Source organism: Eubacterium segne (assembly GCF_014287775.1).
GTDB lineage: Bacteria > Bacillota > Clostridia > Lachnospirales > Lachnospiraceae > Eubacterium_G > Eubacterium_G segne.
In genome coordinates, this window is record NZ_JACOOZ010000001.1 from 1 (window position 1) to 14886 (window position 14886).

Sequence of the window (14886 nt, forward strand, 5' to 3'; positions counted from 1 at the left end):
TCACATTTCTCACACCGACCTGTGGAATTTAATCTTTCACACAAGAATTCCAGAGGTCTGTTTTCTATGCCCTGATTTTCAGATTTAAAGAAAAATGTACTTAAATTTTAACACTTATTCCCCTTTATTCAACCAAAAACTTTTAAATTTAGGTCAATTTTTAACAGGGTGTGGAATTTAGTCTTTCACACGGAATTTACTTTTACAAGTCAGCTCTTCATTTGATATTAATTTAACCAAATATCCAATGATTGCTTTTGCCATTTTTTCTCGATATTTGGTGTCTTTATCTTTCTTTTTTTCATACCAGTCCCATACCCCATCAAATCTATTTATATTCCATGTTATTATCTTCATTGGTCATACTCCTCATACTTTTCCAATGCTTTTTTCAATGTTTCTTTAATCTTATTTCTATAGGATTTCTCGCCTTTTTTCTCTCTGTCAAGAACTTCTACACATCCGCTATATTGCAATATCCAAAAAGTAAAACTATTGAGATTTACTTTGAGTTCTATATCATAATACTTGTTTTCGTCCGCATCGTATCCTACAACCTTAAAGCGATCTGAGAACCAATCCACAACCTGTGTGAATTGATCTGCATCTATACGTATTCTTACTCTCTCAACCTTACCTGTGAACATATACGGATTTTCCATTCTATATTCAAATAGATCATTTAATTCTAAAAGTCCGACCTCCTCTTTTGTAACAGCTTTCGCTCGATTAATTGTAACGTCTGTCATCAAATCAATTCTGTACAGCTTATATTTCAAGTCTGTACGTCTTTCCGTTTCCAAATCAGCTCCCAACATATAGTAGCGTCCATTAAAAAATATAATATCAAATGGTGAACAAATCCTGTGTACATCCTCTTTATACTTCTCCGGTGTCTCTGGCAGCACCTTTCCATATCTTCCATATGGTACCAGCCTTACCTTCTGATTTCCATAATCATACACGCACAGATTAAATTTTATCTTTTTCCCCTGCTTAATCGCCTGTCTGATTAACCGAACTTGCTGTAAGACGCGACTTTCTATATAACCAACTTTTTCATCTATATCATCATCTCCAACAAAATACGGCTGATTCCCCATACGGTGACGATAATTCGTCAAATCAGAAAATCTCTTGCCAGCCAGAAATGTAATCCTATTTGCAAGATTATCTGCCTCTTTCTTGGTCAAGATTTTGCTATTAAGTACTGAATCCATCAGAAACATCCATTCCGTGTCAGATAATGTTTCCATCATCCAGTATCCAATCGTCCTTCCTTTCTGCCCTTTTTTAGTAAATATTATTTCTCGCTCAGTCACTCGACATTCTCTTATAATTTCGTCGCATTCTTCTTCCGTTTCATAGACTCTTGCACCCATTCTATCCAAAAACCCCTCAATTGCCTTGCGCTCTATTTTAGATTTAGATTTATCTTTTTCCTTTATATATCCCATCGCTTTTACATGTTTGATAATCTCTGCTTTTCCTATTGGATTTTCTCTACTTGCATATTCTCGCAAAATCTCACGTATAATATCATCATTACTACGTTCTCCAAATTCTTTTTCTGGTCGTGGCATAAAACCGTTCCTTTCTATTTTTTTGTGCTATAAGGTTATACATCTTAATCTTGCCTAATTTTATATATTGCTGCATGCCTTGATCTTGTTCTACATATTTCCCCATTTGCATCTCTGCAATACTCCACATCTTTACGTTCTTTAAAATATTTAGCAATCCCTCTTCCTACTGCACTCCGAACAGCTGGTGTTCCAATACTCCGAAAACTTTCAAAATCAAGTAAGGTAAATGTACCGCCCACTTTTTTTACTTTTTCGTCATCTTTAAGGAATTGATCTATCTCTTCAATTAAATTGTGCAATGCTTTCTGATAATCTTCCTTATCTTCTCTTATTCCAAAATGATCTTTTAATATTTGATCAGCAAGCTCGCATGGTTTCATCTGTTTATCCAAAGCTTCTTTGCATAATCTTTCACTTAACATCGGAGACATATATATCTGTAATCTCATAGCTATAACTCCTATCTTAATCACTCTACTAAATATTATAGTAGAGTGCCCATACATTGTCAATAAGAATTCGCTTCCCTTGTCCAATAATATCAACATCTATATCATCCTGTTGTAATGTTACAGACTTAAATTCCTGCACTAATAATTCACTCTCTGACTCATAATTCTTCGAATACTTCTCTCTCTCATACTCATCATATGACGGAAGCATTCTCTCAAAGTATTCCAGCGGTTTTTTTTCCTGCTCTATGTGTTTTTTTTCTGCCTCAAGCCTACGTTTTCGCTCCTGTTCTGCTTCCATCTCTTTCCGTTCTTTTTCCCTGCGAGCTTTCTCATCGGCATAGAGCTTAGCAAGTAATTCATCTATCCTTTTCTTGTATTCTGCATCCTTCCGCTCCTTCTCCTATGGAGATTCCGGTATAGCAGGGTGTAACGGATCTGTCTCCCTATCCTTGTTGGTTTCTGGTTCAAATTCCAATCGAAGATAGGACTGATACATGTTCTGCGGATCACCTTCCCCTACAGGACACGAAAGGACGACATGATACCCCTGTCGTCCTAACTCTTTTCCAAATGTCTGCTTTGGAAATTTCTGTAACATAGTAGGCGAGATACGTTTTTCGTGTTACGAAAACCCATCTCGTTAGTGGCGGCTGCCCCTAATACCCTGCCGGTACACCTGAGGTGTGGGATATATAACTGTATGAAACAAGCTTATCTGATACTTGTTGTTATCTTTAGGGCATGAAAAAAGCAGACACGTGGAATATTTCCACATATCTGCTTCTTTCATTGCGCGTATTCAGTTTTATATATTTGCAACTATATACTTTTATGGTAATCCTTATGGATTAAGCCACTACTCCATATCCATATTACTTAGCTGCCTGATTTGGTCTCTTCTGCTATAAATAACTGCTGTTACCTGAACTCTGTTATTTTCATCATCAATCCAATAGTAAATCAGGAAATTTTTAACAACAATCTTGCGTACTCCCTCAGTCCTCCATGGCTCTTCATCAATCAAGGCATGCTTTTTCGGAAAACTCGACAACTTAGTAATCTCTGCTTTCATCTTGTCAAGCAGATTATCTGCTGCGTCCGGTGCCATTAGATCATTTGAAATATAATGCACTATCTCTTTCATCTACCCTAATGCCAGCCTTGTTACCCTTACCTCATATTCATTCATGCACTATATCTCCGACTTTAATTGATTAAAAGCCTCATCAACAGATACCGAATCGTTCTTTTTTGCCTGTGCAAGCCCGGTCTGCATCATCGTATCAAATTCAGCTTGTGTTATAGAATCTCTTGTAACAAGTTTATCCGGAATATCTAGTGAAAATGGTACTCCATCACGCATAATAACCTGTCTGTAAGTCATATCTATGAATACAGATACAGGAATTCCAAGTCTGTCAAGAATTGCCTCTGCCTGCTCTTTTATATTCGGTTGAATTCGTGCTGTTACATTTGCAGTTTTTGTTGCCATAGTATGCACCTCCTGTTTCTTATAGTGTGCCACCATGTATTGCTTTTTACAACACAAATATTTTTAACTGCTGCCGTCAATCTTTTTCCATCCAATTTAATGTGCTCTGCCATTTCCATCTGTGTCACACTTCGGTCCAACTTGAGCCGAAGTTGCATGATTTGCTTCATTATCCGCCAGCACTTCTGCACCATCATATAATGATGAAACCTCCGGTAACCGCTTTCCCTGGTGCTTCATGGCATCAAGCTTCATCTTATATGCAAATGCTTTCTCGCTTGGTTTAAGATTTTCTCTATGCAGGTTAGAATCAACCATTGCCACAATTGCCTGATCATCATCCAATTCTCTTATCACAATCGGAACCTTAATCTCTCCTGCCCATATAGCAGCTTCCTTTCGCCTGTGACCGGATATCACCTCATACCCATCTCCATAGGGATTTGTCCTTACCAGAAGTGGCACAATCACTCCTTCTTTCTCAATACTTTTCATCAGCTCGCATAATTCCGTATTTACCTCTACCTTAAACGGATGATTCTTAAAATCATGCAACTGATTTATCTCCACATTCCGTATCGTCTCCATAAAATCGCCTTTCTCGAATACATCGAATTCATCTTCCCAGAAGTCCATCTGATATAATGAACTTCAGATATAAAGAAAGACCGCTCACTTTCAATTTTTCTTGAAAATCAACGGTCTTTCACGCTTCTGTTATTTAGTTGAATGATATAATATTGTTCAGAGCCAAGCAAATTTCCTGCAAAAGTGCAAGTCAAGCTTGCATGAACAAACACTTTTGTCTGGAAATCTATTTGGCGGATACGCCTCACCGAGGAAACACATCGTGTTTTCGAGGTTGGCTCTGAACGATTTGTTCCTACCTAGATGTGTTTCCGAAGCCGCAGTCCAATACGACTGAGACATTCACACCGTCTGAAATTGCCTTTTTGTATGTTTTTCGATCACTCTGGTCAAACCTGAAAACCCCTCAAAGTGCCGGAAGTCGAAAAGTTTTACAAACTTCCCGACTCGCAGGCAGTCGTCAAATTTCGCATAAACACTGGCTTTACAGCCAGTTGTTTCTCCGGAACTCTCCTCGTTGCCTTCGCGCAAATCAAGGATTTTTACAAATCTGTCCGATGTAGTGCAACTACCGTCTCCACATGCACCGTCCCCGGAAACATATCCACGGCACTTGCCTTTTCCACCTTGTATCCCTGCTGCTGCAACACTTCCAAATCCCTTGCCAGACTTGTTGGCTTACAGCTTATATACACCATTTTGTCCACGCCAAAATCAATAATCTTCTGCAATGCCTTAGGATTAATTCCGTCTCTTGGTGGGTCTAAAATAATCATGTCTGGCTTGTCCTTAATATCGTCAATTACCTTAAGCACATCCCCTGCTATAAATTCGCAGTTATCAAGACCGTTAAGTTCGGCATTCTCTTTAGCTGCATGAACAGCCTCTTCCACGATTTCCACACCTACCACTTTCTTTGCCACCGGTGCTATTATCTGGGCAATGGTTCCCGTTCCGCTATATAGGTCAAACACCGTCATATCCTTTGTGTCACCAATATAATCCCTTGCCTTAGAATACAAAACCTCAGCACCTAATGAATTTGTCTGAAAAAATGAGAAAACTGATATTTTGAATTTAAGTCCCAGCAACTCCTCATAAATATATTCCTGTCCGTACAAAATTCTTGTTTCGTCACTTTGCACTATATCTGCCAAACCATCATTAATTATGTGAAGAACGCCACATAACTCTGCCTCTAAATTGAGAGCCCTGAGTTTTTCCACCATTACATCAAGCTGTGCCTGTTTTTCCCACTGTTCATCCGACGTGGTAACAATTGCCACTATCATCTGTTTAGTTCTGGTGGTTCTTCTTACAAGAAGGTGGCGCAAATAGCCTTCATGCTTTAACTTTTTATAAAAAGGCAGTTCTCTTTCACTGCAATGTTTGAGAACACAATCCATTACCTTTCTGTAATCCTCATCTACAATCCGGCATTTATTAACTGTGACAATATCGTGAAAACTGTTTCTTTTATGCATCCCAAGAGCCAGAGGACCGTCCTTGTATTCGTCCCCAAAAGAAAATTCCATTTTATTTCTGTATTCCCACTGAACCGGGCTTTCAATTATGCCCTCAAAGTCATATTCACTCTTTATGGCATTATCAAGAATATCCTTCACCATATTTTTCTTTAATGATAATTGATTTTTATAGCTTAAAGTCTGATATGAACAACCTCCGCAAAATTCAAAATGCGGGCATTTTGGTGTGACATCTTCAAGGTGGGATTTTTCCACCACTTCCTTTAGCCTTCCAACGGATTTTCCTGCTCTTTTTTTTGAAACCACAAACCGCACTGTCTGTCCCGGTATGGTTCCTTTAACTGTTGCCACTCCATCTTCCCTGCAATCCACTTCACCTTTGTTAGGGAATCCTAATTTTGTTACAACACCTGTATATTCAACACCTTTTTTCATTTTATCTCCAATCCAATGTATTATTTTCATTATTAGCAAAAAAACAGCTATAAAGAGCTTCTGACCCTCTATAGCTGTCTTTTTTCTGCATCACACACTAGTCTTCAAAGTCATCTTCGTCTTCATCATCTTCATCGAAAAGATCATCAAAATCGTCTTCGAAATCATCATAATCATCTCTGTTTACAAATCTGTAAATAGCATATGCTGCTCCTGCTATGGCTGCAATTGTTGCAATAACGCCAACTACAATGGCGATAACCTTGCAGGTTTCTTTTTTTTCATCTTTGCCTAAAAGCTTGCCAATCTTTACGCCCTTCATGATTTCGTCCATATTGTCACCTCTTTAATCAAATTTTAAACAATGAATGTTTCACAATTCATTACATATCTGCTATGTTATGTCTTTTACATTAGTATATCATTTATGCTTAGGATTTACTACAAAAATTTTAAATTTGTACGTGTGTCCTTTTATGTAAAAAACATCAGATTTTTTTCAATTTGGCAAAAGATGCCATCATAACTTTCTGACCTACAGTATCAAAATTAACAGTTACCTGATAATCACGGCTTCCGTCTTCAATTCCCAAAACCGTTCCCTCGCCAAACTTAATATGTTTTACTCTGTCCCCCACAACATAATCTATATCAGCTTTTGTTACCTTAAATTCTTTTCCAAAAGAAGGTCTTGTTCCTGAACCATACGCAGGCTTCGTGGCCATTGCCTTATATGCATTTTTTCTTGCACTTGCTGCATAGCTTCTTGAGCCACCAACTCCTCCGAAATTAACTTCTTCACTTCTTCCACGTCTTATTACCCCGGCACTTCCTCCGCCAAACTGTGAAAATGAAGAGCTTTTTTCCGCTAATCTGTCTTCCACATTTTTACTGCTAACAATAAGTGGTGGAATTTCCTTAACAAATCTTGATACCACATTGTACTGGGTTTCACCTCTTACCATACGTTTTTTTGCATAACTGATAGTAAGCTTTTTCATTGCCCTTGTTATAGCCACATAGCAAAGACGACGCTCCTCTTCTAATTCCTCATTGTCATCAGACATTATGCTCATATATCCCGGGAACAGACCATCTTCCATTCCACACAAAAATACATTTGGAAATTCCAATCCCTTTGCACTGTGTACAGTCATTAAAACAACGTAGTCGCTGTCTTCATCAAAAGTATCCAAATCCGAAACCAAAGCAACCTCTTCTAAAAACCTGTCCAAGGTAGGATTCTCTTCCGTTGCCTCATATTCAGCTATTTTACTTATAAGTTCCTCGATATTTTCGATTCTTCCCTTTGCCTCGTCGCTTCCATCATTCAACAGTTCATTCTGATATCCGCTTTTAACAAAAATAGTTTCAGCTAAATCCTTAAGGGAACCTGTTTCATACGCCTCCTGAAAGATTTCCATATGATACAGGAAATATTTAACCTTATTAACGGCTCTTGATAACTTAGGAATATCCTCTACATTTACCAATGCATCGTACAAATCCATTCCCTTTTCCTGAGCATATTCCTTGGCATATCCTATGGTGGTCTCGCCTATTCCACGTTTTGGAACATTTACAATACGCTCCACTGCCAAATCATCTGTTGTATTGTTTATTATTTTCAAATACGCCAGCATGTCCTTTATTTCTTTTCTCTGATAGAAATTCTGACCACCTATGATTTTATAAGGTATACTCTTCATAAGAAGCTTTTCCTCTAAGGCACGGGACTGGGCATTGGTTCTGTACAAAATAGCAAAATCATTATATGAGGCATTATTATTTAAAACCTCTTCCTTAATGGTATTCGCCACCATTTTTGCCTCATCATATCCATCCTCTGCCTTATATATATCTATCTTTGCTCCCTCTTCATTATCACTCCACAATACCTTATCTTTTCTGTTTGTATTATGCTGTATAACTGAATTGGCAGCCTCTAATATATTTTTCGTGGAACGGTAATTCTGCTCTAATTTTACTACCCTTGCATTAGGAAAATACTTCTCAAACTGAAGAATGTTGGATATATCCGCTCCTCTGAATTTATAAATTGACTGGTCATCATCACCTACAACACAAAGATTTTTGTTTTTTTCCGCTAACAGCTTCACAAAGGCAAACTGTGCCGCATTGGTATCCTGATACTCATCTACCATAATATACTGAAGCCTTTCCTGATAGTTTTCCAGAACTTCCGGAAGCTGTCTGAATAACTTCACTGTCATCATTATTAAATCATCAAAATCCAAAGCATTGTTTTTATATAAGGTATCCTGATACTCATTATATATTCTGGAAATATTAAGGAGTTTAAAATCCTTTTGTGCCATGGAAGCCACATCGCCTGTAGTCATAAGCTTATTTTTAAAATCAGATATTTTTCCTAAAACAGAGGATTCTCTATACATTTTGGAATCCAGATTTAATCCCTTAATAATTTCCCTGATAACTTTTTTACTGTCGTCTGTGTCATAAATTGAGAAATCATTTTTAAAGCCTATTCTATCTATATATCTTCTAAGGATTCTTACACATGCTGAATGAAATGTGCTTACCCACACCTGCTCCGCACCAAAGCCAACTATCTTATTTACACGGGTTCTCATTTCAGCAGCTGCTTTATTGGTAAATGTAATTGCCATAATATTGTATGGATTAACATGTTTCTCTTCAATAAGATACGCTATTCTATGGGTAAGAACTCTTGTCTTGCCGCTTCCTGCCCCCGCTAATATAAGCAACGGTCCTTCCGTATGATAACATGCTAACTGCTGCATATCATTAAGTGTTTCATAAATACTGCTCATCTTTAATACCGTTTTACCTTTCAAATAATTTTATCTTGTAGTTTTTAATACTACATATTATAATAAAGTCTATACAAATTATATTCTATTTAAATTTAGGAGGAATAATATGAACTCAGATGAAATCATTAAGCAGGTTTTAGATGAAGTGCGTAATTTTAATATAGATGACCTGCCTAACATTGACCTTTATATGGATCAGGTTACCACTTATTTAAATAATAAATTTATTGCAACTAAAAGACACGAAAACGATAAGCTGCTTACTAAAACCATGATAAATAACTATGCCAAAAGCCGCCTTCTGCCATCACCTGAAAAGAAAAAATATTCCAAGGATCATATTATTATCCTTACTATGATTTACTTTTTTAAAAATGTTATATCAATTAATGATGTTACCAAAATTTTGTCACCGCTAATTGAGAAATACTTTCATAACGAAGATACGCCTATGGAAAATATAATTAATAATTTTCTTGATTATATAAACAATCAAAATCTTGCCAATCCGGCATCTATTGAATCCGGTTGCTCAGAAAACATTTTTGATGGCATTGATTCCAATGATGATAATGAGGAATATCTTCATACTTTAAGTATTATAACGTCATTAAGTTATGATATGTTTATCAGAAAAATAATGATTGAGAAACTTATTGATTCTCTCCCTGACAACAATACCGAAGACAAGAAATAAATCACCGGAAGCGGCATATGCCGCATTCCGGATTTTTTTTGTTACTTTATTTATCTTTTACACGTTCTAAAACCATATCATATCCATCATTTCCATAATTTAATGAACGGTTTACTCTGCTAATGGTAGCCGTTGAAGCTCCTGTGGAATGGGAAATTTCCAGATAGGTCTTTCCCTCTCTTAGCATCTTTGCCACCTCATAGCGCTGGGAAATGGATAACAGTTCGTTTACCGTACACACATCCTCAAAAAATGTATAACATTCTTCCTTGTCCTTTAAACATAAAATAGCATCAAACAAATGATCAACTTCTGTTGTTCTTATTTTTTTACTCATAATTCAAACCTCCGGCTATTAATAATAACCCTGTAAATCTATTCTATTTTTACATTTTAACACTCTAAAGTTTGAAAGTCCAGTAATTTATAACTATTTTTAATATTTCTTAATTTCTAAACTTCTTTCTTGATATTATAAATACCAAAATCACACCAATTACCATTAATATAATTCCCATTATAACCTGCATTAAAAATTCGTGACCTACATAATAAGTAAAAAATCTTCTCATATATGCATCAGATATATTAAATTTATAAATAAATCCGTTAGAAATCAATGCTGCAAACAGGGTTAATAATGTAACCCCTGCTCCTAATACTCCGTAAGCAATATACCGCATTCCGCGATATGTTTTCGACCTTGATGCCACCAGATAGAACATACACAATATTGCAATAAGAACACAAACAGGTATTCCTATTAAAAACAGCTTTGTAAAAATGTTAATCATTTTTGCAATATATTCAGAACATGGGATAACCATTTTCTTTTGGTAGATTTTTTCCACCTTATTGATGTATTCATCTAAAGATTTCTGCTGCTCATCCGTTAATTTTCCTTTATATTGCTTCTTTATATTCCGGGTTATTTTTGTCTTTATATATGAAGTATTTATAACCGCTTTTTCCTCATTAATATCAGCGGATAAGGTTGCCATTAAATCTCTCATGGCATTTTTTCTTATAAACACACCATTTAAATCATTACTTTCAATTCCATAAGGAATGCCTATGTTATAAGCCTCTTCCTTTAATTCTGAACAGATTTTAGTAAACAGGCCCACCTTGTCATATGCGTGAAATACGGCACGTTCACTAAACATACTATACTTTCCCATTCCTATTAAGGATATTCCCATTATGCACAGCATGAGAATAAATGTCAGTATATAACTTATGATTCTTCTTCGTATTATTCTTCCTTTCACTGCCATGCACCTCCTAGTATTGAATATCCGGACCGGTTACCTTGTCCAGATATACAAACATTCTCTTTTCCTTCGTACCCTTTAACTTACCAAATGGATAGCATGTATATAAAACAAGGCTTTCTTTATCTGCACTAAGGTCATATGCCTCATCATATTTATCTTCCTCTACAATTTTAATATCCTTAACTTTATATTCATAAACTCCATATTCCGTTGTAAATTCAAAAGTCTGCCCCTTCTTAACCTTTTCAAGTTTCTTAAAATATGTAGTATCATGGGCACCAATTAATATTGTTCCCCCTTCTCCCGGAAGAAAACTTCCATTATACTGACCTGCACCTTTTTTAAGAATATTTCCTCTGTCACCAAAATAAACCGGAGCTTTTAACTGTAACTTATCACAGGTTATTTCACCATACTGGTCTCCGTATTTTGGAGTTGGTATATCTGAAAGTTTAATTGTCTTTTTCTGCTTATCCTTCTTAACTGTAGTTTTAACAAACTGTCTGTTACTTTCAACATAGACAGGCTGAGTATTAATAAAATTGTTCTTAACACTTGATGCTATATCGTCAAAAAATGTCATTCCCACCATTACGGCTCCAATTACAATTAATCCCATAATGATAGGTACAAAACAGTAACGGAGAATCTGCTTTACAGCCTTGTATGAAAATGTCTGCATTCTGGCTCTTCTTGTACGTCTGTTAGCCACTTCCAATTCACTTTCATCCTCATCATCTTCATATGTATCGCTATTTCGTCTTATTTTTCTTCCCCATCTTCCAAGGTTTAATAAAAGACCTATGATACATAAACCAATAATAGCTGTAAATATTAATTCCGTAGGCATCACTGATTTTTCATTTCCTGTATTTTTTACAACATCCTGAAAATCCAGTACAATATATCCTGATGAATCCGTAAAATAAAATACATTTTCCCTGCTGTCATAGGACAATAATAAACCTATCGCTGAACCAGCCTTTTCAAAACGGATATAGCTATCCGCCATTTCTTTAGGTGTATCTCCATTTTTTCCGGACAAAGCTTCACCTAAATACTTAACAAAATCCTCTGCCTCTCCTTTTCCCAGTGAAATATCATCCTGGCAAAAATAATTTTTCAGCTGATTTATATATCTTTGCTGTACTTTGGCAGGAAATTTATCTTCTGATATTTTCTCTAAGACATAGCTTTCGTTTTTGTCTAATTGTCCTGCATTTACACTGTTGTTCATCAAACCTGTCATGAATAAACTGCAAATCATTATCATAACAGTAGTTACTATCTTTTTCACCTTGTTTCCTCCATAAATTAACCTATTCCCTATTGATACTGCTTTCGCAATGTTTTCAATTCTTCCACACTGAATTTATAAGTTGTATTACAGAAATCACATTTAACGTCTATTTCCTTGCCGTCATTTATGATTTCATCTAAATCTTTTTTACTTATGCCTGCTAATGCCTTTACAATTTTCTCCTTACTGCAGGTACACTTAAATCCGGTTTCGATTTTGTCAGTAAACTCAACACCCATATCTCCCATAACTTCTGTAAGAATATCCTCAGGTGTCATGCCCTTTTCCAGCATTTCCGTTACACTGGAAATACTGTTAATTCTTTTTTCCAGCTTGTCTATTACCTCTTCTTCCGCAAAAGGCATAAGTTGTACAATAAATCCACCTGCCTGCTTTACGGTATTGTCCTTTGACATAAGAACTCCCAGTCCCACTGCTGACGGAACCTGCTCCGATGCCGCAAAATAATAAGTTAAATCCTCTGCTACTTCACTGGTGCCAAGAGGGACCTGGCTGGAATAAGGCTCCTTAAGTCCCATATCCTTAATTACCGTAAGGGTTCCATAACCTATGGCAGCGCCTACATCTAATTTTCCTGCATAATTTGCCGGAATAATAACATTGGGATTTCCCACATATCCTTTTACATTTCCGTGAGAATCTGCTGTAACCGTAACACCGTTTATAGGGCCGTCACCTTTCATCATAATGGTGAGCATGTCCTTTTCACCCTTCATCATTACCCCCATCATGGCTCCTGCACTAAGCAATCTTCCTAATGCCGCCGTAGCCACAGGACTGGTATTATGATGTTCTCTGGCTGTTTCAACCATTTCCCTTGAAGTAATGGCAAATGCCCTTATTTGTCTGTTTGCCGCCGTTGCTCTTACTATATAATCCATTATAAATCTCCTTATTTCTTTAATACCACATATATTCTGTCATCATCTTCACTTGCATTTTCATGGCTAAATGCCCTATATAATGACACAATATTCATACCGGCTTCCTTTGCCGCCTCTTTAATTTCTTCTATTAAATATCCCCGCTGGTAATGTTCTTCAACGAATTTATCATATCTGCCGTCATCCCCTTTTATAAACAATGACAACTGATATTCATTTATATTGTCACTTTCATCAAAATAATTATCCCAGATAAAACTACATTCGTCCCTGTCTTCTGCAATTACATTATCCCCTATGCTCCTAAAGTACTTAACAGTCTTTAAATCAAAAATAAATACACCCTCCGGTGCAAGATACTTTTTAACTCCTTTAATAACTATAACCAAATCATCATACTCCGTTATATAATTGATGCTGTCGCATATGCTAACTGCTGCTGCCACCTGACATGGCAGTTCCAATTCCCGCATATCCATAGCTACATACAGAATATTATTTTTCACTTCATCAGTTAATTTTTCAAATGCAATTCCCAGCATTTCCGGGGAAATGTCCGTTCCAATAATATTATAACCTTCTTTAGCCAGACCCATTGTAACATTTCCTGTTCCACAGCCTAACTCAACCAACGTTCCTGTCTCTACCCCGTTATCCTTCAGCAGTTCACACAGGTAATGACACCACATGGGATAGTCTATATTATCCATAAATTTGTCATAAACCTCGGCAAATCCGGTGTACGCTTCCATAATTTTCTCCTTCTAAACATACCTAGTTTAATTTTACCAATAATCCCTCTTAAACGCAACCTTGATTAAATTACTTTACTCATTTATACTGTACTTATATTTTTCAAAAAAGGTGCATTATGGTAGACATTATATTTAACATAAAAAAAGTATGTAAGAGAAAACTTATATTTCCCCTTATAATAACCGTGATTATGCCGGCTATTCTTTTTTTGTGCCCTTTTTACAATATTTTTCATCCGGATGTTATTGATAACATTAGTGATGTTGACGCCGGTCATAAATATGTTAGCGTCCATGCTGACAGACTGTATTATACCGGTTACAATCTGAATAAATCCTTTGGCAGGGAATATGGTTATTATTACTCTATCGATGAAGATAAATGCATTTTTGCCATTGTTCCTGTAAGTGATACCCCGGCAAAAATTCTAAAGGATTATGATTTCAAGGCCAAAGTGATCAAAAGAAACCGTCCTTTTAAAAAGATGCTTTCAGCCTTTGCCAATGATTTAAACTGGAATATAAACGACCTGTCCGGTTTCTCGGAAGATTTCGTTGTAAGTTCCCCAGATTATTCTCCAAAGCTTTATATGGCTATTATGTGGATAACTCTCTTTATTTTATTTGTTTCCATTAAAAAAGTTATATCAGAAATAATGGGCATTTTCGTTCCCTATTTCTATCCCGTATGTACTTTTCTTGGAAAGAAAGAGCAAAAAGCTCTTATTGATAACGCCCAAAGTGAGCTTTTATCAGAGAATTATCTTCAAATAAATTCAATGTACATAACTGAAAATTATTTTATAGATATTGACAAAAGCTATGTTTCCATAATCCCCTTAAAGGATATAATCTGGTGCTACAGGGTAGGTGAATTACGGTTAAATCCAAACAGCACATCTCCGGATTACTCCCTTTGTTTTGCCATAAAAAGTGGATCCGTAATAACTGACAGGCATAAAACCAGCGATGAAGCCTTAGAGCTTTTAAATGCCATCCGTGCCACTGAATATGACATTATTATCGGTCACTCCGAATCCAAACAAAAGGAAGCCAAGGAACGTTTAAAAGTTTTACGCAATAATTAACC

At 36.3% G+C, this 14886-nt stretch carries 18 protein-coding genes; 2 read left to right on the forward strand and 16 right to left on the reverse strand.

Annotation, left to right across the window (positions count from 1 at the left end):
* Window positions 1-177: 177 nt before the first annotated feature.
* The 11 genes from H8S00_RS00005 to H8S00_RS00055 form a co-directional block, all read right to left on the reverse strand.
* Window positions 178-357: a hypothetical protein gene (locus tag H8S00_RS00005; protein ID WP_186839759.1), complete on the reverse strand. Its 180-nt coding sequence runs from the start codon at window positions 355-357 to the stop codon at window positions 178-180.
* A complete protein-coding gene (locus H8S00_RS00010; protein WP_118589066.1) occupies window positions 354-1583 on the reverse strand; it encodes a WYL domain-containing protein in 1230 nt (409 codons plus the stop codon). Before H8S00_RS00010 ends, H8S00_RS00005 begins: the two co-directional genes overlap by 4 nt.
* Window positions 1584-1627: 44 nt before the next feature.
* On the reverse strand, window positions 1628-2035 hold the full coding sequence (locus H8S00_RS00015) for a hypothetical protein (protein WP_118589067.1): 408 nt from the start codon (window positions 2033-2035) through the stop codon (window positions 1628-1630).
* Between the two features lie 28 nt (window positions 2036-2063).
* A complete protein-coding gene (locus H8S00_RS00020; protein ID WP_118589068.1) occupies window positions 2064-2339 on the reverse strand; it encodes a hypothetical protein in 276 nt (91 codons plus the stop codon).
* Between the two features lie 102 nt (window positions 2340-2441).
* The gene (locus tag H8S00_RS00025) at window positions 2442-2639 is read right to left on the reverse strand and encodes a hypothetical protein (RefSeq protein WP_118594971.1); all 198 of its coding nucleotides are present in this window, start codon (window positions 2637-2639) and stop codon (window positions 2442-2444) included.
* 258 nt (window positions 2640-2897) lie between these two features.
* Window positions 2898-3185 (reverse strand): type II toxin-antitoxin system RelE/ParE family toxin, encoded by a 288-nt coding sequence (locus H8S00_RS00030; RefSeq protein WP_186839760.1) that lies wholly within the window; start codon window positions 3183-3185, stop codon window positions 2898-2900.
* Window positions 3186-3233: 48 nt separating this feature from the next.
* Window positions 3234-3533: a type II toxin-antitoxin system RelB/DinJ family antitoxin gene (locus H8S00_RS00035; RefSeq protein WP_055068119.1), complete on the reverse strand. Its 300-nt coding sequence runs from the start codon at window positions 3531-3533 to the stop codon at window positions 3234-3236.
* A 96-nt stretch (window positions 3534-3629) separates the two neighbouring features.
* Window positions 3630-4169: a ParB/RepB/Spo0J family partition protein gene (locus H8S00_RS00040; protein WP_243169521.1), complete on the reverse strand. Its 540-nt coding sequence runs from the start codon at window positions 4167-4169 to the stop codon at window positions 3630-3632.
* A gap of 494 nt (window positions 4170-4663) precedes the next feature.
* Window positions 4664-6073, reverse strand: a complete 1410-nt coding sequence (gene rlmD / locus H8S00_RS00045; protein ID WP_366459097.1) for a 23S rRNA (uracil(1939)-C(5))-methyltransferase RlmD — start codon at window positions 6071-6073, stop codon at window positions 4664-4666.
* Window positions 6074-6140: 67 nt separating this feature from the next.
* Complete coding sequence (locus tag H8S00_RS00050; protein ID WP_021952441.1) at window positions 6141-6377, reverse strand: hypothetical protein; 237 nt, start codon at window positions 6375-6377, stop codon at window positions 6141-6143.
* A 154-nt stretch (window positions 6378-6531) separates the two neighbouring features.
* Window positions 6532-8859 (reverse strand): ATP-dependent helicase, encoded by a 2328-nt coding sequence (locus H8S00_RS00055; RefSeq protein WP_118589190.1) that lies wholly within the window; start codon window positions 8857-8859, stop codon window positions 6532-6534.
* Between the two features lie 109 nt (window positions 8860-8968).
* On the opposite strand from H8S00_RS00055, the gene H8S00_RS00060 reads away from it, so the two are divergent.
* Entirely contained in the window at window positions 8969-9559 is a 591-nt protein-coding gene (locus tag H8S00_RS00060; protein ID WP_021952443.1) for a DUF1836 domain-containing protein, read from the forward strand.
* A 46-nt stretch (window positions 9560-9605) separates the two neighbouring features.
* Here H8S00_RS00060 and H8S00_RS00065 read toward each other — a convergent pair whose 3' ends face one another.
* The 5 genes from H8S00_RS00065 to H8S00_RS00085 all read right to left on the reverse strand — a co-directional run bounded on the left by H8S00_RS00065 (window position 9606) and on the right by H8S00_RS00085 (window position 13793).
* A complete protein-coding gene (locus H8S00_RS00065; protein ID WP_021952444.1) occupies window positions 9606-9896 on the reverse strand; it encodes a YerC/YecD family TrpR-related protein in 291 nt (96 codons plus the stop codon).
* A gap of 109 nt (window positions 9897-10005) precedes the next feature.
* Window positions 10006-10830, reverse strand: a complete 825-nt coding sequence (locus H8S00_RS00070; protein WP_147365647.1) for a hypothetical protein — start codon at window positions 10828-10830, stop codon at window positions 10006-10008.
* Window positions 10831-10843: 13 nt separating this feature from the next.
* On the reverse strand, window positions 10844-12133 hold the full coding sequence (locus H8S00_RS14005; protein WP_118589080.1) for a class D sortase: 1290 nt from the start codon (window positions 12131-12133) through the stop codon (window positions 10844-10846).
* A 29-nt stretch (window positions 12134-12162) separates the two neighbouring features.
* Window positions 12163-13038 (reverse strand): Hsp33 family molecular chaperone HslO, encoded by an 876-nt coding sequence (hslO, locus tag H8S00_RS00080; RefSeq protein WP_021952447.1) that lies wholly within the window; start codon window positions 13036-13038, stop codon window positions 12163-12165.
* Window positions 13039-13049: 11 nt separating this feature from the next.
* The gene (locus H8S00_RS00085) at window positions 13050-13793 is read right to left on the reverse strand and encodes a class I SAM-dependent DNA methyltransferase (RefSeq protein ID WP_118589082.1); all 744 of its coding nucleotides are present in this window, start codon (window positions 13791-13793) and stop codon (window positions 13050-13052) included.
* Window positions 13794-13912: 119 nt separating this feature from the next.
* Between H8S00_RS00085 and H8S00_RS00090 the strand changes: the two genes are divergently transcribed.
* The gene (locus H8S00_RS00090) at window positions 13913-14884 is read left to right on the forward strand and encodes a hypothetical protein (RefSeq protein WP_118589083.1); all 972 of its coding nucleotides are present in this window, start codon (window positions 13913-13915) and stop codon (window positions 14882-14884) included.
* Window positions 14885-14886 lie beyond the last annotated feature (2 nt).